Origin of the sequence: Paraburkholderia aromaticivorans, from assembly GCF_002278075.1 — a bacterium.
GTDB lineage: Bacteria > Pseudomonadota > Gammaproteobacteria > Burkholderiales > Burkholderiaceae > Paraburkholderia > Paraburkholderia aromaticivorans.
In genome coordinates this window covers 3,845,448-3,868,837 of sequence record NZ_CP022989.1, presented here as the reverse complement: position 1 = coordinate 3,868,837, position 23,390 = coordinate 3,845,448, and the positions used below count along the sequence as shown (strand labels likewise).

19 protein-coding genes are annotated in these 23,390 nt (G+C 64.6%); 11 read left to right on the top strand and 8 right to left on the bottom strand.

Features of this window, described 5'->3' with window-relative positions:
• Positions 1-64: 64 nt before the first annotated feature.
• Together CJU94_RS17425 and CJU94_RS17420 are read right to left on the bottom strand one after the other, a co-directional pair.
• The gene (locus tag CJU94_RS17425; RefSeq protein WP_095419751.1) at positions 65-247 is read right to left on the bottom strand and encodes a hypothetical protein; all 183 of its coding nucleotides are present in this window, start codon (positions 245-247) and stop codon (positions 65-67) included.
• Between the two features lie 109 nt (positions 248-356).
• Positions 357-1,280 carry an NAD-dependent epimerase/dehydratase family protein gene (locus CJU94_RS17420; protein WP_095420415.1) on the bottom strand — a complete coding sequence of 308 codons (924 nt, stop codon included), beginning with the start codon at positions 1,278-1,280 and terminating at the stop codon, positions 357-359.
• A 106-nt stretch (positions 1,281-1,386) separates the two neighbouring features.
• On the opposite strand from CJU94_RS17420, the gene CJU94_RS17415 reads away from it, so the two are divergent.
• From CJU94_RS17415 to hutG, 8 genes are all read left to right on the top strand, one after another.
• Complete coding sequence (locus CJU94_RS17415) at positions 1,387-2,283, top strand: LysR family transcriptional regulator (protein ID WP_095419750.1); 897 nt, start codon at positions 1,387-1,389, stop codon at positions 2,281-2,283.
• Between the two features lie 367 nt (positions 2,284-2,650).
• Complete coding sequence (gene hutH / locus CJU94_RS17410; RefSeq protein WP_095419749.1) at positions 2,651-4,174, top strand: histidine ammonia-lyase; 1,524 nt, start codon at positions 2,651-2,653, stop codon at positions 4,172-4,174.
• Between the two features lie 24 nt (positions 4,175-4,198).
• Positions 4,199-4,894 carry a histidine utilization repressor gene (gene hutC, locus CJU94_RS17405; RefSeq protein ID WP_091795112.1) on the top strand — a complete coding sequence of 232 codons (696 nt, stop codon included), beginning with the start codon at positions 4,199-4,201 and terminating at the stop codon, positions 4,892-4,894.
• A 62-nt stretch (positions 4,895-4,956) separates the two neighbouring features.
• Positions 4,957-6,645 carry a urocanate hydratase gene (gene hutU, locus CJU94_RS17400; RefSeq protein ID WP_095419748.1) on the top strand — a complete coding sequence of 563 codons (1,689 nt, stop codon included), beginning with the start codon at positions 4,957-4,959 and terminating at the stop codon, positions 6,643-6,645.
• Between the two features lie 2 nt (positions 6,646-6,647).
• Positions 6,648-7,277 carry a HutD/Ves family protein gene (locus CJU94_RS17395; protein WP_095419747.1) on the top strand — a complete coding sequence of 210 codons (630 nt, stop codon included), beginning with the start codon at positions 6,648-6,650 and terminating at the stop codon, positions 7,275-7,277.
• Between the two features lie 85 nt (positions 7,278-7,362).
• Positions 7,363-8,586, top strand: a complete 1,224-nt coding sequence (gene hutI, locus CJU94_RS17390) for an imidazolonepropionase (protein ID WP_095419746.1) — start codon at positions 7,363-7,365, stop codon at positions 8,584-8,586.
• A gap of 10 nt (positions 8,587-8,596) precedes the next feature.
• On the top strand, positions 8,597-10,030 hold the full coding sequence (locus tag CJU94_RS17385; RefSeq protein ID WP_095419745.1) for a formimidoylglutamate deiminase: 1,434 nt from the start codon (positions 8,597-8,599) through the stop codon (positions 10,028-10,030).
• Between the two features lie 68 nt (positions 10,031-10,098).
• A complete protein-coding gene (gene hutG, locus CJU94_RS17380) occupies positions 10,099-10,914 on the top strand; it encodes an N-formylglutamate deformylase (RefSeq protein WP_095419744.1) in 816 nt (271 codons plus the stop codon).
• A 254-nt stretch (positions 10,915-11,168) separates the two neighbouring features.
• Here the strand turns inward: hutG and CJU94_RS41430 are convergent, their stop codons facing one another.
• Positions 11,169-11,306 carry a hypothetical protein gene (locus tag CJU94_RS41430; protein WP_167397543.1) on the bottom strand — a complete coding sequence of 46 codons (138 nt, stop codon included), beginning with the start codon at positions 11,304-11,306 and terminating at the stop codon, positions 11,169-11,171.
• Between the two features lie 333 nt (positions 11,307-11,639).
• Here CJU94_RS41430 and CJU94_RS17375 point away from each other — a divergent pair, with 333 nt between their 5' ends.
• Both CJU94_RS17375 and CJU94_RS17370 read left to right on the top strand, forming a co-directional pair.
• Positions 11,640-12,305: a hypothetical protein gene (locus tag CJU94_RS17375; protein WP_095419743.1), complete on the top strand. Its 666-nt coding sequence runs from the start codon at positions 11,640-11,642 to the stop codon at positions 12,303-12,305.
• 38 nt (positions 12,306-12,343) lie between these two features.
• Positions 12,344-14,245 carry a DUF3857 domain-containing transglutaminase family protein gene (locus tag CJU94_RS17370; protein WP_095419742.1) on the top strand — a complete coding sequence of 634 codons (1,902 nt, stop codon included), beginning with the start codon at positions 12,344-12,346 and terminating at the stop codon, positions 14,243-14,245.
• Positions 14,246-14,295: 50 nt separating this feature from the next.
• On the opposite strand, the gene CJU94_RS17365 is transcribed toward CJU94_RS17370, so the two are convergent.
• The 5 genes from CJU94_RS17365 to glgC form a co-directional block, all read right to left on the bottom strand.
• A complete protein-coding gene (locus tag CJU94_RS17365) occupies positions 14,296-15,447 on the bottom strand; it encodes a branched-chain amino acid ABC transporter substrate-binding protein (protein ID WP_095419741.1) in 1,152 nt (383 codons plus the stop codon).
• Between the two features lie 480 nt (positions 15,448-15,927).
• Positions 15,928-16,389 (bottom strand): hypothetical protein, encoded by a 462-nt coding sequence (locus tag CJU94_RS17360; RefSeq protein ID WP_095419740.1) that lies wholly within the window; start codon positions 16,387-16,389, stop codon positions 15,928-15,930.
• A gap of 417 nt (positions 16,390-16,806) precedes the next feature.
• Positions 16,807-17,673, bottom strand: a complete 867-nt coding sequence (gene pdxY, locus CJU94_RS17350) for a pyridoxal kinase PdxY (protein WP_095419739.1) — start codon at positions 17,671-17,673, stop codon at positions 16,807-16,809.
• A 385-nt stretch (positions 17,674-18,058) separates the two neighbouring features.
• Positions 18,059-19,519 carry a glycogen synthase GlgA gene (glgA, locus tag CJU94_RS17345; protein ID WP_095419738.1) on the bottom strand — a complete coding sequence of 487 codons (1,461 nt, stop codon included), beginning with the start codon at positions 19,517-19,519 and terminating at the stop codon, positions 18,059-18,061.
• A gap of 58 nt (positions 19,520-19,577) precedes the next feature.
• Positions 19,578-20,840, bottom strand: coding sequence for a glucose-1-phosphate adenylyltransferase (glgC, locus tag CJU94_RS17340; protein ID WP_095419737.1), 1,263 nt, complete (start codon positions 20,838-20,840; stop codon positions 19,578-19,580).
• A 556-nt stretch (positions 20,841-21,396) separates the two neighbouring features.
• On the opposite strand from glgC, the gene CJU94_RS17335 reads away from it, so the two are divergent.
• The gene (locus CJU94_RS17335; protein WP_095419736.1) at positions 21,397-22,545 is read left to right on the top strand and encodes an alpha/beta fold hydrolase; all 1,149 of its coding nucleotides are present in this window, start codon (positions 21,397-21,399) and stop codon (positions 22,543-22,545) included.
• The last annotated feature ends 845 nt before the right edge of the window (positions 22,546-23,390 follow it).

Here is a 23,390-nt window from a genome sequence, read left to right as displayed (position 1 = left end):
GTGAGCGCAGCCGTGGGGGAGATGAACCTGCCAGGCGCGTCGTCGCACTCGAGGCGACGACGCTTCAAAGCGACATGTCGAAGGCGGGCTTGAGGAAAACTTCGATCGCCATCACGACGAGCCCCATCACGGCCGCCGACAGCGTCAACGTGCCGTATTCGTCGTAGCGTGCATCATAAAGGCACGCTACGACGAAAAGAATCGCCAGCAGATTGGTCAGCCAATCGAAATTCAGCGCCATATTCATCGATCAAATCCGGGCTCATGCGCGACGCGGACTGTCGAATCGCGCGATCAGGTGAGCGCGATTCTATCGAGCGGAGCTTACGGATTCGCAACGGCGGCGCTTACAGTGCTTACGCTTCGGAGGCGGCTTCCTGCGGCGTCAGCATGTCGTGCTCGACCCAGTCGATCACGGAGGTGCGCTTCGGTTGCCAGCCGAGCAGCTTGCGGGCGCGCTCACCGCGCACGCGGCTGTTCGAGCCGAGCCCATACGAAGCCATTTCGTAGCCCCATTCCTTCTGCGCTTCTTCGAGCGGCCAGTCTTGCGGTTCGCCGAGCTTCATCGCGCGCGCAATCGCGGCGCTCATTTCGCGGAACGACGCCTCGCCGCTTTCGACGAAGTAGAACGTGCCGGCCGGCGTTTTCTCGAGAGCAAGGCGATACAGTTCGGCGACGTCGTCGATATGCACGTTCGACCAGATGTTGCCGCCGCTGCCCACATGGCGCACCACGCCGCTCTTCTGCGCCTGACGCACGAGGCGCGGCAATTGCACGCTGGCACTGCCGGGCACCGCGCCGTGGCCGTAGATCAGCGTGTTGCACAGAACGGCCGAACGGATGTTCTGCTGCGCGGCGTCGAGCACGAGTTGATCGATGGCCACGCGCGCGGCCTTGTCGACGGTCGGCTTGGGCAGCGCGTCTTCGTGATAGATGCGCGCCTGACCCGCTTCGCCGCCCGACGCATCGCCGACGATGCTCGAACCGCTCGTATGCAGAAACGTTTTGCCGGACCCGGCGAGCCCTTCGATCAGCGCTTTCACCGCGCCTTCATGGTCGCTGCTCGCGGCGTTGATGACGGCGTCGGCGGCTTTTGCCTCGGCGATCAGCAGCGCGCGGTCGTCGAGCGTGCCGATCACGGGTTCGATACCGAGCCGTTGCAGCTCGGCGCTATGTTCGGGGTTGCGGATCAAACCGCGCACGGCGTGGCCGGCGCGCGCGAGATGCGCTGCGATGGAGCCGCCGATAAAACCGCTTGCACCTGTGACGAAAATCTTCAAGTCGTTCTCCTTGGTGAGAAACACGATGACATGCACGCAGTATCCGCCGTCTTGATTCTCGCAAAAAGCGTGTTAGTCTCAAATCAAACTTGATTTGAAATCAACAATGAAAACTTCGACCGATGAGTTGCTGGTGTTCGTCACGGTGATCGACAGCGGCTCGATCACCGCGGCTGCGGAGAAATTGAGCCAAACGGTCTCCGGCGTGAGCCGCGCGCTCACGCGCCTCGAAAAGAAACTCGATACCGCGCTGGTGCGCCGCACGACGCGCCGTCTGCAACTCACCGAAGAGGGCGAGACCTTCCTGCAGCGCGCCCGGGCCATTCTGCACGCGATGGAAGAGGCCGAGGAGTCCGTTACGCGCGGCCGCGAGCGGCCCTCGGGTCGCTTGCGCGTCGATGCGGCGTCGCCCTTCATGCTGCATTGCGTGGCCCCGCATATGACGGCGTTTTCCGCGCTGTATCCGGAGATCAGGCTGGAGTTGACCAGCAACGAACGGATCGTGGATCTGCTGGAGCAGAAGGTGGATATCGCGATCCGCATCGGCGAGTTGCAGGATTCGACCTTGCATGCGCGTGCGTTGGGCACCAGCAAGCTGCGGGTGCTCGCGAGCCCGGCGTATCTGGCCGAATATGGCGAGCCCAGATCGGTGGAAGCGTTGCGCGAGCATCGGCTGATCGGCTTCACGGCGCCGGAGCATCTGAATCGCTGGCCGTTGCGGGAAGGGCGCAAGGGCGGCGTCGAAACGCTGAAGATCGAGCCGGCGATCACCGCGTCAAGTGGCGAGACGTTGCGGCAACTGGCGTTGTCGGGATGGGGCATCGCGTGTCTGGCCGACTTCATGTGCGCGGCGGACGTGCGCGAGAAGCGTCTCGTGCCGATTCTCGGCAATGTGCTGGTGGATGAGCGGCAACGGGTAAGCGCGGTGTACTACCAGAGCGCGTCGCTGGCGGGGCGCGTGCAGTGCTTTCTGGACTTTATCGCGGCGCGCGTGAAGCTTTAGCCGCAGCCTTCCTCCTGATTCGCCGAAACGAAGCCCGCGGCTTGCCGGAGTCCGCGGGCTTTTTTGCGTGGTCAGCAGCCTCGCCTATAACGCTCTTATGGACCCGCAGCCATCGCCGCATCCGGGCGAAATCTTTTTGTCCGTTTGGCGCCTGCCATTTTGGACGTGTATATACAAGTTGGGCGTGCGACAACGGCGATGCGATGCCCGGTGCGCTGGCGTGGGGAGTCCTCGCATGGGCAAGATCCAAGCCGGGTATGCATCTAGCCCTAATGGAAACCCCTAGGCAGAAATCTCCAAAAACAAGTTGTATATACAAGCCGACGCCGCTAGACTTCTCTGAAATTGTATAGACAGGACGACAACCATGATGAATCTGAAGCCCGGCCACCTGACTCTCCCGCAACTGCGCCAGATCGCACGCGAACACGTCGCGCTGCAACTCGATCCCGCCAGCCATGCCGCGATAGACGCCTGCGCGCAAGCCGTCGCCGATATCGCCGCGAAGGGCGAGCCGGCCTACGGCATCAACACGGGCTTTGGGCGCCTCGCCAGCACGCATATTCCGCACGACCAGCTCGAACTGCTGCAGCGCAATCTGGTGCTCTCGCACGCCGTGGGCGTGGGTGAGCCGATGTCGCGTCCGGTCGTGCGCCTGCTGATCGCGCTGAAGCTCTCGAGCCTCGGCCGCGGCCATTCGGGCATTCGCCGCGAAGTGATGGAAGCGCTGATCACCCTGTACAACGCCGACGTGCTGCCGGTGATTCCGGTCAAGGGTTCGGTCGGCGCATCGGGCGACCTCGCGCCGCTCGCGCATATGTCGGCGACGCTGCTCGGTGTCGGCGAAGTGTTCGCGAAGGGCGAGCGCATCCCGGCCACCGAGGGTCTCGCGCTCGTCGGCCTCAAGCCGCTCACGCTCCAAGCCAAGGAAGGCCTGGCGCTGCTGAACGGCACGCAGGCTTCCACCGCGCTCGCGCTCTACAACATGTTCGCCATCGAAGACCTGTACCGCACGGCGCTGGTGGCGGGCGCGTTGTCGGTGGATGCGGCAATGGGTTCGGTCAAGCCGTTCGATGCGCGCATTCACGAGTTGCGCGGCCACCAAGGTCAGATCGACGCGGCAGCGGCGTACCGCTCGCTGTTGCAAGGCTCGGCGATCAACGTCTCGCACGCCGATTGCGACAAGGTGCAGGACCCGTACAGCCTGCGCTGTCAGCCGCAGGTGATGGGCGCGTGTCTGGACCAGATGCGCCACGCCGCCGACGTGCTGCTGCTCGAAGCGAACGCCGTCTCCGACAACCCGCTGATTTTCCCCGACACCGGCGAAGTGCTGTCGGGCGGCAATTTCCATGCGGAGCCGGTCGCTTTCGCGGCCGATAACCTCGCGCTCGCCGCAGCCGAAATCGGCGCGCTGGCCGAACGCCGCATCGCGCTGCTGATCGACGCGACGCTGTCGGGCTTGCCGCCGTTCCTCGTGCGCGACGGCGGGGTGAACTCGGGCTTCATGATCGCTCACGTCACGGCGGCCGCGCTCGCTTCGGAAAACAAGACCCTCGCGCACCCGGCATCGGTCGACTCGCTGCCCACGTCCGCGAACCAGGAAGACCACGTGTCGATGGCGACGTTCGCCGCGCGCAAGCTCGGCGATATTGCTGAAAACACCGCGAACATTCTGTCGATCGAGTTGCTCGCCGCCGCGCAAGGCGTCGATCTGCGCGCGCCGCACAAGACCAGCCCGAGCCTGCAGAAAGTGATGGACGCCGTGCGCAAGGACGTCGCGCATTACGAGCTCGATCACTACTTCGCACCGGATATCGCGGCGGTCACGCGGCTCGTGCAGAACGGCACGATCGCGAAGCTGAGCCCGTTCTCCTTCGTGTCCGAACAGTAAGTTTCACGCACGTCCGTCAAGCCAATGAACGCACCGGCCTATCAGGGCATCAAGGACTTCATCCTCGCGCGCATCCATGCGGGCGAGTGGGCTGAAGGCGACCAGGTGCCCTCCGAAAACGAGCTCGCGCGCGAATTCAACGTCGCGCGCATGACGGTCAACCGCGCGTTGCGCGAGTTGACTTCGGAGCAGGTGCTCACGCGTGTGCAAGGGTCGGGGACTTTCGTGGCCCGTCCCAAGTACGAATCGACGCTGGTGGCGATCCGCAGTATCTCCGACGAAATCGTCGCGCGCGGTCATCGTTATCAGGCGAACGTGCTGCATATCGGCGCGAGCATCGCTGACGAAGCGCTCGCCGAGGAAATGCAGGTGAGCGCGGGCAGCCCGGTGTTTCATTCGCGTGTGCTGCATTTCGAAAACGACGAGCCGGTGCAGCTCGAAGAGCGCTGGGTCAATCCGGCGGTCGCGCCTGAATATGCGCTGCAGGACTTCACCAACACCACGCCGAACCAGTATCTCGTGCGCGTGGCGCCGTTGCAGCGGGTCGAGTACCGCATCGAGGCGCTCGCCGCCGACGGCGATACACGCGAGTTGCTGACCATGGACGAACTGGAGCCGTGCCTCGTGCTGCATCGGCGCACGTGGTCGCAAAGCCAGGTCGCTTCGATCGCCAATCTGTGGCATCCCGGCAGCCGTTATCGCTTCACCGGACACTTCTAATACAGCCGTCTTTTCCGATTCCGAATCTTTTTCGACCATCTTCAGGCATTCCGAGGGCCATCATGAACAACCCGAAACACATCGACCCGCGTCTCGATCCCACTCGCACCATCCGCGCGCCGCGCGGCGCGGAGAAGACCTGCAAGACCTGGATTGCGGAAGCCGCGTACCGGATGATCCAGAACAACCTGGATCCGGAAGTCGCCGAGCATCCGCATGCGCTCGTCGTGTACGGCGGCATTGGCCGCGCCGCGCGCAACTGGGATTGCTTCGACCAGATTCTCAAGTCGCTGAAGGACCTGAACGAAGACGAAACGCTGCTGATTCAATCGGGCAAGCCGGTCGGCGTATTCCGCACGCATGCCGACGCGCCGCGCGTGCTGCTGGCGAATTCGAATCTGGTGCCGCATTGGGCGACGTGGGAACATTTCCACGAACTCGATCGCAAGGGCCTGATGATGTACGGTCAGATGACGGCGGGCAGCTGGATTTACATCGGCAGCCAGGGCATCGTGCAGGGCACCTACGAAACGTTCTTCTCGGTGGCGAATCAGCACTTCAACGGCGAGCCGAAGGGTCGCTGGATCCTGACCGGCGGTCTGGGCGGCATGGGCGGCGCGCAACCGCTCGCGGCCACCATGGCCGGTTTTTCGATGATCGCGGTGGAATGCGACGAGACGCGCATCGATTTCCGTCTGAAGACGCGCTACGTCGATAAAAAAGCGAAGACGCTCGACGAAGCGCTCGCCATGCTCGACGAAGCGAAGCAGGCCGGCAAGCCGGTGTCGATCGGCCTGCTGGGCAATGCCGCCGACGTGTTCGCCGAATGCGTGACGCGCGGCATCACGCCGGATTGCGTGACCGATCAGACCAGCGCGCACGATCCGATTCACGGCTACCTGCCGCAAGGCTGGAGCGTCGAAGACTGGCGTGAGCGTATGAAGACCGCGCCGGATTCGATCATCCTGCCGGCCAAGCAGTCGATGGCGAAGCAGGTTCAAGCCATGCTGACGCTGCAGGAACGCGGCGCCGCCACGCTCGACTACGGCAACAACATCCGCCAGATGGCGCTGGAAATGGGCGTGGAAAACGCTTTCGATTTCCCGGGCTTCGTGCCGGCGTATATCCGCCCGCTCTTCTGCGAAGGCAAGGGCCCGTTCCGCTGGGTTGCGCTGTCGGGCGATCCCGAGGATATCTACAAGACCGATGCGAAGGTCAAGGAACTGATCCCCGACGATCCGCATCTGCACAACTGGCTCGACATGGCGCGCGAACGCATCGCGTTCCAGGGCTTGCCGGCGCGGATCTGCTGGGTCGGCGTGAAGGATCGCTATCGTCTGGGCCAGGCGTTCAACGAAATGGTCAGGAACGGCGAACTGAAGGCGCCGATCGTGATCGGCCGCGATCACCTCGACACCGGTTCGGTGGCGAGCCCGAATCGCGAAACCGAATCGATGAAGGACGGCTCGGACGCGGTCAGCGACTGGCCGCTGCTCAACGCACTGCTGAACACGGCGGGGGGCGCCTCGTGGGTGTCGCTGCATCATGGCGGCGGGGTCGGCATGGGCTTTAGCCAGCACTCGGGCGTCGTGATCGTCGCGGACGGCACGGATGCGGCGAAAGCGCGCCTCGGCCGCGTGCTGTTCAACGATCCGGCCACCGGCGTGATGCGTCACGCGGATGCGGGTTATGAGCTCGCGCAGCAAACGGCGCGCGAGGCAGGGCTCAATCTGCCGATGCTGGGCCGCTGATCGTGGCGCTTCACGGTACGCCTGTCGGCGGCGGCGCAACCGTCACGCTGATTCGCGGCGCCGAACTCGTGGCGGCGCCGTGGAAGAACGGCGGCGGCGTCACGCGCGAAGTGGCGGCTGTTCCGCAAGGCGCGGGGCTCGATACGTTCGTGTGGCGCGTGAGCGTCGCCGATGTCGCGCAAGCCGGGCCGTTCTCTCGCTTTGCCGGCATTGATCGCACACTCGTGTTGTTGTCGGGCGCGGGCATGCTGCTCGATGAAGCGGACGGCGCGCAGGGCGTGAAGACGCACGCGTTGACGCAGGCGCTCGACGTGGCCCGCTTCACCGGCGAGGCGCATATCGACGCGCGCCTCGTCGACGGCGCGACGCGCGACTTCAACCTGATGGTGCGTCGCGACGCGGCTCGGGGTGAAGTGGATGTGTGGCGCGGCGCAGGGCAACGCACGCTGTCCGAGGACGTGGTCCTGCTGTACTGCGCGCAGGGCGCCGTGCGGATCACACCGGGCGAAGCGCGAGCGCTGCCGCTCGAAGCCGGCGACACGCTGCGCATCGATACGCCAAGCGCGCTGTCGTGCAGGGTGGAAGGCGAGGGCGCGTTGCTCGCGGTCAGCATCCGCTACGCACAACCATGACGACGATTCGCGTGCGCGCCCAGCGCCGTCACGGCGCACGCACGCGGACCACCACAGACACGCAACAAGCTGCAAAGAGCACGCGATGAAGCAAACCGTCTGGCATCACCTGAAACTCTGCCCACAGGGCGATCCACAACACACGCTGCCCGATGCCGCGATCGCCGTCGAAAACGGCACGATCGTGTGGCTTGGCGCGGCCTCCGGATTACCCGCCGACTACGCCGCATGGCCACGCGAAGATCTGTATGGCGCGTGGGTGACGCCGGGTCTCGTCGATTGTCATACGCACCTCGTGTACGGCGGACAGCGCGCGGACGAATTCGCGCAGCGCCTCGCGGGCGTCAGCTACGAAGAAATCGCGCGCCAGGGTGGCGGCATCGTCTCCACGGTGCGCGCCACGCGTGCCGCGGACGAAGCCTCGCTGCTGCGGCAGTCGGCCGCGCGGCTCGAACCCTTGCTTGCCGAAGGCGTGACCGCCGTCGAGATCAAATCCGGCTATGGCCTCGATCTCGCCAGCGAGCGCAAGATGCTGCGTGTCGCGCGCCAGTTGGGCGAGCGCTATCCGGTGACGGTCTACACGACGTTTCTCGGCGCGCATGCGTTGCCGCCGGAGTTCGCCGGCCGCGCCGACGCGTATATCGACGAAGTGTGCAACAGCATGCTGCCCGCGCTTGCGGACGAAGGTCTCGTCGACGCGGTCGACGTGTTCTGCGAACGCATCGGGTTTTCGCTGGAACAAAGCGAGCGTGTCTTCAAGGCGGCGGAGCGTTACAAGCTGCCCGTGAAAATGCATGCCGAGCAGTTGTCGAACGGCGGCGGCACGGCACTCGCGGCGCGCCATCGTGCGCTGTCCGCCGACCACCTCGAATTTCTCGACGAAGCCGGCGTCGCCGCGATGAAAGAGGCCGGCACGGTGGCCGTGCTGCTGCCGGGCGCGTATTACTTCATCCGCGAGACGCAGTTGCCGCCGCTGGAATTGCTGCGGCGCTATCAGGTGCCGATCGCGATTTCGACCGACAGCAACCCCGGCACGTCGCCCGCCACGTCGCTCCTGCTGATGATGAACATGGCCACCACGCTGTTCCGCATGACGGTGCCCGAAGTGCTGCAAGGCGTGACGTCGCACGCGGCGCGCGCGCTCGGCAAGGCGGGTCGGCACGGCTCGCTGGAAGCCGGACGCGCGGCCGATTTCGCGGTGTGGTCGGTCGACTCGCTGGCCGAGCTGGCTTACTGGATTGGACGCCCGTTGTGCGCGCGAGTCGTGCGCGCGGGCGAGACCGTTTATACGCGGCGTGAATTGAGCTAGGACCTGAGAGATGACCCAACCGCAGACCCAACCCCAGACCCAATCAACAAAGCAGGCGAATCAGGCGCTATTCGCCGAGCACGCGTACCTGCCGGATGGCTGGCGGCGCAACGTGCTGCTGGAGTGGGACGCAAACGGCACGCTGACGGCCGTCACGCCCGACACGTCCACCGTGCCCGCCGGCGTACGGAAAGCCGCGGGTCCGGTATTGCCAGGCATGCCGAATCTTCATTCGCACGCGTTTCAGCGCGCGATGGCCGGCCTCACCGAATATCGCGCCGCCTCCGGCGCGGGCGCCACGGACAACTTCTGGAGCTGGCGCGATCTGATGTACCGCTTCGCCGCGCGCATCACGCCGGAAGGTCTGGCGAGCGTCGCGCAGTGGCTGTACGTCGAAATGCTGAAGGCGGGCTACACGTCGGTCTGCGAGTTCCATTACGTGCATCACACGCCCGAGGGCGGCCGCTATGCGAATCAGGCGGAACTCGCGCAGCGTGTCGTGGATGCGGCATCGGCGAGCGGTATCGGCATGACGATGCTGCCGGTGCTGTATCAGTACAGCGGCTTCGGCTCGCGTGCGCCGCGCGACGATCAGCGGCGTTTCATCAACACGCCGGAGAGTCTGCTCGATCTGCTCGGCACGCTGCGCGCCGCGCGCCCTGAAAGCGCCGCGCTGCGTTATGGCGTGGCGCCGCATTCGCTGCGCGCGGTCTCCGCGGATTCGTTGCGCGCGCTGCTCGGTGGCATCGACGGCACTGCGCCCGTCCATATCCACATTGCCGAACAGACCGCCGAAGTCGACGCGTGCCTCGAAGCCGAAGGCGCGCGTCCGGTGCAATGGCTGCTCGATCGTTTCGATGTCGACAGCCGCTGGTGCCTCGTGCACGCCACGCACGTCGATACGAACGAAACGCTGGCGCTTGCGAGGAGCGGCGCGGTTGCCGGGCTCTGCCTGACGACCGAGGCCAATCTCGGCGACGGCATATTCCCCGCGCAGGAATATCTCGATGCGCAAGGGCGCATCGGCGTGGGCTCGGATAGCCATATCGGCGTCGATTGGCGCGCGGAATTGCGGTTGCTCGAATACGGCCAGCGTCTCACGCGCAGGCAGCGCAACGTGCTGGCGTCGGCGCGGGCGACGCATGTTGCCGACCGCCTGTACGGCGCCGCGCTCGAAGGTGGCGCAGGCGCGACGGGTCGCGCGGTCGGCGCGTTGCAGGCGGGCCGCCGCGCCGACTGGCTGGTGCTCGACGCGGATCATTCGAGCATCGCCGAGCATGCGCCGCACGCGTGGCTCTCGGGCGTTGTATTCTGCGAGCATGGCGAGACGCCGATTCGCGATGTCTATGCGGGCGGCGACAAGGTCGTCGACAATCGCCGGCATCGCGACGAAGAGGGCGCGTACGCGCGCTACCGCGTGGCGCTCGCGGACCTCCTCGAATAGTGTCCACGCCAGCGCGCCTTGCATGATCTGCTGAACTGATTCTTCGACCTCATCGATTCCGGACTGACATGACTGCTTCGAACCCAACGCCGGTTTTCTCGCTGCATCAGGGACGCCTGCCGCTCCTCATTTCGATTCCCCATCTGGGCACGCAAATCCCCGCCGACATCGCCGCGACGATGACACCCGTCGCGCAGCGCACCGACGATTGCGACTGGCACCTCGACCGCCTCTATGCATTCGCAAAACGCATGGGTGTGTCGATTCTTTCGCCGACCTACGCGCGTTATGTGATCGACCTGAACCGTCCGCCCGATGGCGCGAACCTCTACCCGGGCCAGGACACGACCGGCCTGTTGCCGGTCGATACGTTCGACAAGGAACCGCTGTATCCCGACGGCCGTCTGCCTGGCGAAGCCGAGGTCGCGCGTCGTCGCGACGCATACTGGAAGCCGTATCACGAGGCGCTGCAAGGCGAACTCGCGGCGCTCAAAGCGAAGCACGGCAAGGTGTTGCTGTGGGAGGCGCATTCGATCCGTTCGCATGTGCCGCGTTTCTTCGAAGGACGTCTGCCCGATTTCAACTTCGGCACCGCCAACGGCGCGAGCGCCGTGGCGGGATTGGCCGAGGAAATGGCCGCCATCGTCGGGCGACATGCCGGCGGCTATTCGGCTGTGGCCAACGGGCGCTTCAAGGGCGGATATATCACGCGCGAGTACGGGCAGCCGTCGCAAGGCGTGCATGCGTTGCAACTCGAACTGTCGCAGATCACGTATATGGAAGAGCACATGCCGTATGCGTACGACGAAGCGCTGGCTGCGAAGGTCGAGCCCTTGCTGGAGGCGCTCGTCGTCAAGGCATTGGAGATCGTCGCGGCGGCATGACGCCCGCGTGGTCGCCACTAGTCTGCCCTTCTTTTTCCATGCGGTTCACGGTGCTGCGCAAATCGCGCAGGACCGTGTCCGCGTCGGCTGACACCGCAAAGGTGTAACAGCATGTGTCCGTGATTGCATGCCGCCGTCTTCGCGCAGAACGTAGAGCACGCGCATGGCGCCGGGCCCGACCTGCCGGCGAAAAAAAGCCCCGCCTGAAGCGGGGCTCGACGATGTGCCGCGCCCGTCAGGGCAAGGCACCACCCTTAGTGGCAGCGCTTTTCCCAATGATGATGGACGTGCACCTTGTGGCACTCGCGGTGATGATGCTCATACGCTTGTGCGGGAGCGATGGCGCTCAGAGCGGCGACGGCTGCGGCGATGGTGAGAACAATCTTTTTCATTACAGAATCCTTAAATCGGTGTTGGGGTATTAGCGTTGAAGCACGGGGCGTGCCGCAACCGCCGGCAAGCATGCCACATTGCGTGTCGAGAGCGGCGGAACGCTGGACAAATGCACGTGTCAATTCACAACGATGACCACCGCGCGCCGCCGCCGGCAGTGGCTGCCGCGTGACGGCGCGCATCACGCAGTGGCGTGTAATTACGACAGATCGACGCTCACGCCATGGAATGCGGGGATTGCGCGTCATGCGGTGTAGCGGCTACCCTTTCAAAACGATGACGCGCCCATGCGTGTGATCTCTACATCGGGCAAAAAGATGGAAGACCCAGCGATGGAAGATTCCGACGAATTGCTGCTCCCGGTCTGGCGAGCGAACCTGGTGCTGTTGACCCGCGAGGTCGGTGCGGCGACGCGTCTTGCGCGCATGATGACCTTCTCCGCGAGCTACCTGAAACTGATGTTGTCCGGTCAGCGCGAATTCAGCGAGGAATTCGTGCGCGGGATCGAAGCGGTCACCGGCTTGCCCGGTGGCTGGATGAACGTGCCGCACACCGAGCAGGACATACCGCCCAACGCGCGTGAGGCGATCGATAACGAGCAGCCGCTCGCGCGGTTTCGCGGCACCGCGCATCCGGTGCGCAAGAAGACGGTGTTGCGGCCGCCCGAGCCGATTTTCGGCCAGCCGGGACCCGCCAAACGGGTCGAAGAAGAAATCCTCGACGCCGAAACGCATCGGCGGCAGGCGCACTTTCGCAAAGTGCGCGACGTGGCTATGCAGGAAGTGCGGCGTTTCGAGCGGCATCTGAGCCATGCGCCGGTGGAACTGGCTTCGATGCGCGCCAAGGTGGAAGAGGTGATCGCCGCCGGCGATCTCGACGACCCGATCTCCGCCGACCTCGCGGGTCGGCTGGAGCAGATCGAAAAACATCGGCACCTGCTGCTCAGACACGTTGAGCGCTTGCAGGCTTTACTCGGGCAACTCGGCGAAACGGAGTGAGGCCGCGCGCGAGGCGGTGCCGACGCGAGATCGCCTGCATGGCGGTTTTTCTCAGGCTGCTCTTCGGTCTGGCGCTGGGCGCGTGCCCGGCCGCCATCGCCTTGGCCGACGACAGCGCGTCCACCATAGCCGGCGACGATCGCGCGCCCTCCACGATCGAGCGCGACGTCCATCTCTTCACGATCCAGAAAGACGGCTCCATCGAGGAACACGACGACACGGTCATGCGCGCCGACACGACGAGCGGTGTCGACGATATCGCGCAACGCTACGTGTGGTTCAACAAGGACATCGAGCAGGTGCGGTTGCTGGCCGCTGAAACGATCGATCCGGGTGGCGTCGCGCATCCCGTCGGTCCGGAGGCGATCCGCGACGTGCAGGAGCCGCGCTCGGCAGGCGCGCCGAGTTTCGAGGACGGCGTGTTGCGCACGGTGATCTTCCCGGGCGTGGAGCCGGGCTCGCGCGTGCATCTGGCGTTTCGCAAGACCCGCACGAAGCCGTTGCAGGCGGGCACCTTCGCGTATCTCGTCGAACCGACACGCGAACCCGTCGAAATGCAGCGCCTGATTTTCGATCTGCCCGCCGATGTGCCGCTATATGCCGATGCGCGCGGCTACGTCGCCGTGCCGCCGGTGACGGCGAACGGCCGTACCCGCTACGAGTTCGACTATCAGCACGGGCCGTATGCGCCGCTCGAAGCGGGGGCGGTCGGCTACGCGAACTGGGGTGACCGCCTGATGGTATCCACCGTGCCGGACTTCGCGAGCTTTGCCGCGCGATATCGCGGGCCCGCGATCGACGCGACGACGGGCGATCCGGCCATCGTCCGGCTCGCACAAACGCTGAGCGCCGGCACGGCTGACCCGCGCGAGAAAGCGCGGCTGCTGTACGACTGGATGCGCTTGAATATCCGCTATGTGGCCTTGTTTCTTGGCGAAACGGCGGCGATCCCGCACAAGGCGATCGACGTTTTGCGCAACCGTTATGGCGACTGCAAGGACCATGTCGCGCTGTATGGCGCGTTGCTGGCCGCGGTCGGCATCGGCAGCGAGGCGGTGCTGCTCAATCTCGGTCCGTACTACAGTTTGCCGGACGTGCCGGGCTACGGCTCGAGCGCGATCAATCACGCGATTATCTGGATTCCTGAGCTGTCGCTGTACGCGGATACGACGGCGGGCGGCACCGCTTTCGGTTATCTGCCGCCGAGCGTGATGGACAGGCCGGTGCTGCTGGTGGGCGAGGGCGTGCTGGCGCGAACGCCGGCCACGCAATTGCGCGAACGCAGCGCGCGCGTGCAGATCGACATCGATGAAAGCGGAGCGGCGCATTACGCTTACCGTGCGGAAGACGCGGGTTTTACCGCGGAGATCGAGCGCAACACGTTTCGTCGCGCGACGCGGCAGCGCACACAGCAGATCGCCGCGAACCGTCTCCTGCAGACGGGTCTGCACGGCACCGTGCAACTGCGCACGGCGGATCTCACGGCCACGAATGGACCGTTCGCCACGTCGATGCAGGGAAAGGTCGAACACTTCGTCTGGACCGACGGCACCACCGCAATACCGGCCTTGACGAGTTTCTCGGGCGGCATGGGTTCGCAGGTGCAGGCGTGGCTCGCGGAGCCTGCGAGGACTCAGCCGTGGGCTTGCATCGGCGGCGAGTTCGACGAGACGCTGGAAATGACGTTGCCGCGCTTCGTGCGGGTGACGGATCTGCCAATCGACACAGCGGTGCAAGACCGGTTTCTCACGTTTTCATCCAGCTATGTCTTCGATCCCGCCGCGCGGCTTCTGCAGGTCAGGCGGCACCTGCGCGCCGCCTTTTCCCATCAGATGTGCTCAGTCGAGGAGTTTGCCGGGATGCACGACGACCTCGTGCGAATCGAGCGCGATCTCGATACCGGACTGATCGTCAAGGTTGCCGGTTCGACGAGCCGGTAGCCACGCCGCCGGCACGGGCACATGTAACGAAGCCCGTGCCGGTACCCGCGTCAGCTCCCGCTCTTGGTCACGATGGGCACCCACGCCCCGTTCTTCACCTGATAGAGCGTCGACGCGCCGCTCTTCAATGCCCCGGTGTTGTCGAAGGAAATCTTGCCGGTCACACCTTCGAAATCGATGGCCTTGAGCACGGGCCGGTAGTCGTTCGGCGAGCTGGATTTGGCCTGCTGCATGGCCTTGATCGCGGCCCATGCGCCGTCATAGCCGAACGGCGCGTAGGACAGGATATCCACGCCGAAGCGCTTCTTGAACTTCGCGGAGAAATCCTTGCCGCCGGGTAATTGCGCGAGCGGGCGTCCGTATTCCCAGGCCATCACGCCTTCAGCCGAATCGCCGGCGAGCTTGATGAAATCCTGATCCATCACGCCGCCGCCGCCCACCAGCTGCGCGTTCATGCCCAGCTGCTTCATGCGCTTCGCAAAGCCGGCGGCCTGCGTGTCCAGTCCGCCGAAGAAAATCAGATCGGCATTGGTCGATTTGATCTTGGTGATCTGCGTGCTGAAATCGACCGCTTTATTGTCGGTGTACTCACGCGCGATGATGCTGCCGCCGTGCGCCTTCACCGCTTTCTCGAATTCGTCGGCCTCGCCCTGGCCGAACGCGGTCCGGTCGTCGATGATCGCGATGCGTTTGGCCTTGGTGACCTGCACGGCGTACACGCCGGCATTGCCGGCGTTTTGCCCGTCGGTGGAAATCACCATGAAGGTGTTCGCGAAGCCGCGGCCCGTGATCACCGGATTCGTGGCGGCCGGGTCGATCACCGGAATGCCGGCCTGCTCGTAGATCTGCGAGGCCGGAATCGTCGTGCCCGAGTTGAAGTGGCCCACGACGGCCGACACGCCCGAGTCGACCAGTTTCTGTGCGGCCTGCACGCCGATGCGCGGGTCGGCCTGGTCGTCTTCGGAGACGATCTGGAATTGCGCGACCTTGTCGCCGATCTTGATCTTCTGCGCGTTGGCTTCCTCGATCGCGAGGCGAACGCCGTTCTCCAGATCCTTGCCGTAGCCGGCATTGGCGCCCGTCAGCGGCGCGGCAAAACCGATCTTCACCGGCAGGTCGTCGGCGAACGTGGCCGGCGGCGCGACGGCGAAGATCGCGCCAACGAACAGAGCAAGCGGTTTCAGCGTGTTGCGAAGACTCATGGTCTCTCCTTCCATCGACAGTTTCAGGTTGTGAAAGCGGCAAGGCAGTAACGCTGGATCGACGCGCGAGCGTGAACATCGCACGGCGCGCATCGAGAGACTACGGATGATCCGGCGCCATAAACAATAGTGGAATACGCCCGAAGGAAGTCCCCTATGGAGCGCCCCTGAGAAACACGTTCCAGGGACGCGCCGTCGCGGTCATCCGCGCATCAATCTGGCCCGAATATAGAAAGCCAATTTGCCGTCGTCTTGGCAGTTCAAGGCGTTTTGAATGAGCATTTCGGCACAGCCGGCGCGGCGCATTCGCTGATAGCGCGTGGATGCCGGTGCGTGGGACATGGTGCGGATTGCGGCACATGCTTAAGAGACCGGCGCGAATGCGCCGACCGGGTGCCCGCGGCGCAGCGGCGGGAACGAATCCGCCGGCATGCGCCGAGGCAAAGGTGACTGGCGAACCAAAGGCGGCCGGGCGGCCGCTCAGTGCTCGCCTTGCTGGCGCAACAACTCTTCGCGCAGGCGCAGCAGCGGCGCCTTGGTGTCGTCGTCGGCCCAGGTGTCGAGATCGTCAATGGCGCGCTGGCAGCCGTCGAGCACGAGATCGAGATCCACCGGCACGCCGTTGTTCAGCGCGAATTCGATGGTCTCGGCAAACTGCTGGCACTCGTCCTCGCCATAGGAGATGTCGAGGTTGTCGGCGATGACTTCTGCGATATTGCTGCGCGCCTTGTCGTCGGCCGTCACCATGTCGACGATGCCGCGCGCCACGGCGGGCGAATAGTAGAGCGCAATGTCGAGCCACTGCGCGGGATCGAAGTCGGCCTGGTCGAACTGGTTCTCGAAGAACTCGATCGCTTCCTGTTCGTGTGCCTCGTCGGCGTCGACGCTGATGCACAACTGCTCAAAAAATTCTTCCCGCTCGCTGCGGATATAACCGTCCATCGATGCCTCGTCTGCTGAATGCCGGATGCCTGAAAATGCGGTGCGGGCGGGGCGGGTGCCTCGTCCACGCGGCACGCATTATAGGACGGGTGGCTGACAGGTGAGAGACGCGGCGCGAATCCGCCGCCACGCGGCGTGCATTTGGATTGCTCGTGCCGCGCCGGTAAGTGCCGTGCGGGCGCGGGTGATGGGTCCGACGCGCGTAGCGTATTCAAGCGCGGCGCAGAGGGCGACGCGACAGATCCGCGCCGCGTTTTGCGCGTTATGCGGGGATGATGTCGAACACGCCACTCATGCTGAACATGCCACTCAAGCCACCCAAGCCACCCAAGCCACCCAAGCCACCCAAGCCACCCAAGCCACCCAAGCCACCCAAGCCACCCAAGCCACCCAAGCCACCCAAGCCACTCACGCCACTCACGCCGTCTCTGCCACCCACGCGTCGAACCATTCGCGCGGCTGCGCGATTTCACTTTGCGCGGCCACCAGTTCGAGTTCATAGCGCCCGGCCTGCCAGGTCGCCTTGACGACCGCATTCACGGCGGCAAGCGTGTGCTCGAACGCGGCGCGGATCGAATCGCCGAGCAGCGTACGCGCGACGAACACCGCGCTCGTCAGATCGCCCACGCCCACCGGTTGCCGCGCGAACGGATAGAGCGGACGCTGCCCCATCCATGCTTCGCGTTCGGTGACGACCAGCATGTTGAAGCGGTCGGCGAGGCTGTTGCGATCGAGCAGATGTTTGACCAGCACCAGTTTGGGGCCGCGCGCGATGATCTCGCGGCATGCCGTGACGGCTTCTTCCAGCGTCTCGATCTCGCGGCCCACCAGACGTTGCAGTTCGGTGTGATTCGGCGCCATCGCGTCGGCTACCTCGGGCATGGTGCGCACGAGAAACTCCTGAATGCCCGGCTCGACCTTGCAGCCGCTCACGGCGCCCATCACCGGGTCGCAGAAGTACCATGCGCGAGGGTTGGCGGCCTTCACGGCCTTGACGATCTCCAGCACCGACTGGGCCTGTTCGGGTGTGCCCAGATAGCCGGACAGCACGGCATCGCAACGCGGCAGCATGCCGATCGCACCGATGCCGTCGACCAGATCGACCATTTCCGACGCCTCGATTGCGCCGCCGGTCCAATGCCCGTATTGCGTGTGGTTGGAAAACTGCACGGTGTTCAACGGCCAGACGTTGACGCCGAGCCGACGCATCGGAAACACGGCCGCGCTGTTACCGGCGTGCCCGAAGACGACATGTGACTGGATGCTCAGAACGCTTTTCGTCATGGTGTGGCCCACGCAACCGGAGATGCGCGATCAAAGAAAACCGGAAGGATGCGCCGCAGTGGCACCCCGGCGGGGGCGGGACGCCTCGTACGGCAGGACTGTTCAGATGGTGCAGGAAATCGGCACGCTCTGCATGGTCAGGAAACAATACATGAGTTTGCCGCGCGCGAGTTGATCCGTCCCCGTGTTGTTGCGTCGAACCATCAGACGCGCGGCTGGGGCGGGACGGCCAGGCACGTGAAAATGGCTGCGCAGATCGGCTCCACGCAATTGAACGGGGGCGACGCAGTTCGAGTCGTGCGGCCTCAGCCGAGCTTAGCTGGCTTTAGGCAACTTCAAGCCCACCTTGAAAGCCCGCCTCGAAGCCCGCCCTCAAAAGCCAACCTCAAGTCAACTCGCGATACAGAGCCAGATAGCGCTCCGCCGAGGCCCCCCAGCCGAAGTCCTGGCGCATCGCGCGCCGCTGCGTCGCTTTCCAGTCGGTGCGGCGTCCATGGAGGGCGAACGCGCGGCGGATCGCGGCGCCGATTCCCTTTAGGTCGAATCGTTCGAACACGAAGCCGGTGGCGAGGTCGTCTGCGAGATTTTCGAGGGAGGCGTCCACCACCGTGTCCGCCAGGCCGCCGACGCAATGCACGAGCGGCAGCGACCCATAAGCCAGCGCATACAGCTGGGTCAGCCCGCAAGGCTCGAATCGAGACGGCACCGCGATCACGTCGCTGCCCGCGACGATGGTATGCGCGAGCTTTTCGTCGAACCCGAGTTCCACCGCCACGGACTCCGCATGGGACTGCGCGACGCGTTTCAAGCCGTTCTCCAGCGCCGGGTCGCCGGTGCCGAATACGACCAGTTGTCCGCCATGCCGGACGATCTCGGGCACCGCCTCGAGCAACAGGTCGAGGCCCTTCTGTTCGGTCAGGCGGCTCACCACGCCGAACAGCAGCGCGTCGCTTTTCTGCGCGAGGCCGAAGCGCTTTTGCAGCGCTTCCTTGCAGGCCAGTTTGCCGGCGAGGCGGGTGGCGCTGTAGTGGTTCTCGAGCAGCGCGTCGCTGGCGGGATTCCAGACCGTGTAGTCGACGCCGTTCAGAATGCCGCTCAGGTCGTGCGAGCGATGGCGCAGCAGCGCGTCGAGTCCGCCGCCTTGAGCGAGTGTCTGGATTTCGCGCGCGTAGGTCGGGCTGACGGTGGTGATGCGGTCGCTGTAGTAGAGGCCCGCCTTGAGAAACGACAATTGCCCGTAGAACTCGACGCCGTGCATGTTGAAGTAGTCGGCCGGCAGCCCTAGTTGTGCGAACTGATGCGCGGGAAACACGCCTTGGTAGGCGAGGTTGTGCACCGTGAAGACGCTGCGCGCGAAGGACCGGCCATGCTGGCGCTCGGCCGCCTTCAGATAGGCCGGCGCGAGCCCCGCGTGCCAGTCGTGCGCGTGGACGATCTGCGGCGACCACGCCGGGTCCAGCTGCTGGGCAAGCTGCGCGGCGACCCAGCCGAGCAGCGCGAAACGCTGGGCGTTGTCGCCGTACGGCACGTGCTCGTCGTTCAGGTAGGGATTGCCGGGCCGGTCGTACAGCGTGCCCGCGCGGATCACGTAGACGATCAGGCCGTTGGCGGCCAGCGTGCCGCGTTCGAGCGTGACGCCCGGTGCGTCGAACCGGCGCCCCAGTTGCGCGATCGGCGCGAGCTTCGTCAAACCGGCGAGCACCGCCGGGAAGCCGGGCAGCAGCACCCGCACATCCGCGCCGCGCTCGATCAGCGCGGGCGGCAACGCGCCCGCGACGTCGGCGAGACCGCCCGTTTTGAGGAGGGGATACAGCTCGCTTGCGACGTGCAGGGCGCGAATCGTCATAGGCTCCGTCTCTGTCCTGTGTTATTGCGGGTTGAGTCCGACGCCGCGGCCGGCCTTACTACACCTTTTGCCGCAATGCGTCCGGCGTGACCAGCACGACGCCGTCATCGGTACGGTAGAAGCGCTCGGCGTCGCTTGCCGGATCTTCGCCGATTACCGTGCCGTCCGGTATCGCGCAGCCGCGGTCTATCACCACTTTCTGCAGCCGGCAGCTCGCGCCGACGGTGACCTGCGGCAACAAGACTGCCTCATTGATGTTACAGAACGAACTCACTTTCACATTCGACGAGAGCACCGAGCGCGAAATCTGCGAGCCCGAGATCACGCAGCCCCCGCACACGATCAGATTGTTGCCTGTGCCTTGCAGCCCCTTCAGGTCGCGCACGAACTTGGCGGGCGGCAACTGCTCCTGGTACGTCCAGATCGGCCAGCTGCGATCGTAGAGATCGAGCGTCGGGATGGTGGAGGCGAGGTCGAGATTGGCGGCCCAATAGGCGTCGATCGTGCCGACGTCGCGCCAGTACGGTTCCACGTTCGGGTCCGACGACACGCACGACATGCTGAACGGATGCGCGATCGCCGTGCCTTGCGTGACCACGCGCGGCAGGATGTCCTTGCCGAAGTCGTGATCGGTGTCCACGGTCGAGATGTTCTCTTCGAGCAGCGAATACAGGTAATCCGCGCTGAACACGTAGATGCCCATGCTGGCGAGCGCCGTATCCGGGCGGCCCGGAATGCAGGGCGGATCGGCGGGCTTTTCCAGGAAGTCGGTCACGCGGCGGTTTTCATCGACGTGCATCACGCCGAAGGCCACCGCCTCCATGCGCGGCACCTCGATACAGCCGACGGTGCAATCCGCGCCGCTTTCGGCGTGGTCGGCGATCATGCGCGTGTAGTCCATCTTGTAGATGTGGTCGCCCGCCAGCACCACCACGTATTTCGGCCGGATCGAACGGATGATGTCGAGGTTCTGGAACACCGCGTCCGCGGTGCCGCGATACCAGTGCGCGCCTTCCACGCGTTGTTGCGCGGGCCACAGGTCGATGAACTCGCCGAATTCGCCGCGCAGGAAGCTCCAGCCACGCTGCAGATGGCGCAGCAGCGAGTGCGCCTTGTACTGGGTGACGACCGCGATGCGGCGGATGCCGGAGTTCAGGCAATTGGAGAGCGCGAAGTCGATGATGCGGTATTTGCCGCCGAAGTGCACGGCCGGCTTGACGCGTTTGTTGGTAAGCGGCCCGAGCCGCGTGCCCCGTCCGCCCGCGAGGACGATGGCGAGGGTGGTGCGTTGCAGATCGTTCAGCCGTGCCGGAGTGTCCATGTCTGTCTCCTTTGCCGACCGGAGTTGGCGCATTGGCGGTCGAGCGGAGTTGGCGCGTTAGCTGTCGGCCGGAGAGAGGCGCGCTCTAGAGCGTTACTCCGGTCCCATGCGAAAAGCACTACTCCGGCTCATGCCAGGCTCACTTCGGTCTCATGCAAGATAGTTGCTGGTTAGTATTCCCCGGATGGTCGCTTGCTCTCCCCTGATGATTCGTGCTGCCAGGCGGCTCCGTCTTCGCGGGCCCGTCTGCTAGTTCTAGCACCGATTTGCCGCAGGGGAATAGTCTGAATTACGCCGATGCGGCGTGCGTATCCACCTTGCGCACGATCAACCCTTGCATCGCGGCGATCCGTGCGCCACGACACATAGCGGGCGATGTGACGCGCCGCAATATGCGTGCCACGACCGTCCGTGGCGTGATGGGGCCGCGTCGGCGGCGGCAGGCTCGGGTGGCGCGTCGTAGAATCGTCGGCTCCTCGCCGAAGGTGCCGGCGCCGGCCTGGCCGCGCGCGTGCCTCGTCGGCTGCCCGTCGCTTTTCCTTCGTAAAGAACCTCGATGAGTCTTCGCCGCCTTTCCTTGCTCGCCACGTTGAGCGTTTGCACGCCAGCCTTTGTCTGCATGCCCGCGGTTTTCGCTGCTTCAGCCGTCACGCCGGCCGCCGCCGCGCCGACCATGGTCGGCGAGGGCGGTCCGGCCGCCACCAACGCGGTGAACACCGCGAACGCAGCGAACGCCACGAACGCCGTCGGCGATGCCGGCCCGGCTTACGGTCCCGAGTTGGAGGGATTCAACTATCCGGCGCCGGTTAGCCAATACGACTTCACCTCGCAAGGGGTGGCGCTGCACATGGCCTACATGGATATCAAACCGGCGCACGCGAACGGCCGCACGGCAGTGTTGCTGCACGGCAAGAACTTCTGTGCGGCGACGTGGGAACCGACCATTCGCCAGTTGAACGACGCCGGTTATCGCGTGATCGCGCCGGACCAGATCGGCTTTTGCAAATCGAGCAAGCCTGAGCACTACCAGTACAGCTTTCAACAGCTCGCCCGCAATACGCACGCGTTGCTGCAATCGCTCGGCGTGACCGACGCGACCGTGATCGGCCACTCCACCGGCGGCATGCTGGCGATCCGCTACGCGCTGATGTATCCGCGCGAAACGCGGCAACTGGTGCTGGTCGACCCGATCGGTCTGGAGGACTGGAAGGCGAAGGGCGTGCCGTCGCTCTCCGTGGACCAGTGGTATGAGCGGGAGCTGAAGACGAGCGCCGACGGCATTCGCCGCTACGAGCAGTTCACCTATTACGCGGGGCAGTGGCGCGCGGACTACGAACCGTCGGTGCAGATGCTGGCGGGCATGTACCGCGGGCCTGGAAAACAGATTCTGGCGTGGAATTCCGCGCTGCTGTACGACATGATTTACACGCAGCCGGTGGTGTACGAACTGGGGCAGTTGAGCATGCCGACGCTATTGCTGATCGGCCAGAAAGACACCACCGCGATCGCTAAGGATGCGGCGCCTCCTGACGTGCGAGCGAAGATCGGCCATTACCCGGAACTGGGTAAGGCGGCTGCGAAGGCGATTCCGCACGCGACGCTAGTCGAGTTTGCCGACCTGGGTCACGCGCCGCAGATGCAGGACCCGCAGGCGTTTCACAAAGCGTTGCTGGACTGGCTGACAGCGGCGCCGACGAACCGCTAAGGGGGCGTGAGCCGGTTTTCTGTCCAGCCACAGTACGCCCGCATCACTTACCGTGAGGCGAAACCAGCCACTATAGCGAGTTGATACCGGCGACGGCCCATTCGCCGTCAGGACGGAGACTGAAGCGGGGCACGACATGAAAATCAGAATCGCGTTGCTGGCGTGCATCTTCACGCTGTTCGGCTGCGGTGGTGGAAATGGCCCGTCGGCGCTTTATACGGTCTCGGGAACGGTCGATCACCTTTCGTCACCCGGGCCGACGCTGACCAATGGCACGACGGCCATCGCCATTGCCTCGGGCGCCATCCGTTTTGTGTTCCCGGATCAACTGGTCGACGGCACTGTCTATCAGATTTCAGTGGCAAGTCAGCCGGCCGACGAGAACTGTGTGATCAGCCAGGGCGGCGGCACAGTGGTGGGCGCCAACGTCGGCAACGTCGATGTAGCCTGCAACACGGTCATCTCGAGTCCCACCGCAGTCGGCATCTATCCGGTCGCAACAGGGCCTGATGGTTATTCCCGTGCTTACGTGCCCGTGACGATGGTGGGCAACAACCCGGTGTCGATCAACGCGGCGTTCGACACCGCTTCGGCCGGCGTCGTACTGAATGCGTTCGATGTCGTTCCCTCGTCAATGGTGAGCATCAAAGGCTTCAATCTCCCGGCCGGTCACAACACGATCGCGTACAACGGCATCACGGTCACGAACAACGTGATGACGACGTATCTGAATGGGCAGGGCGCAGGCATCGACTTTGGATCGGGACCACTCTCCGGCGCTTACAGCACCAATGGCCCCCTGATCGCGGCAACCGGCAATCTGGCTTATGCGCAGCTGACCTTCG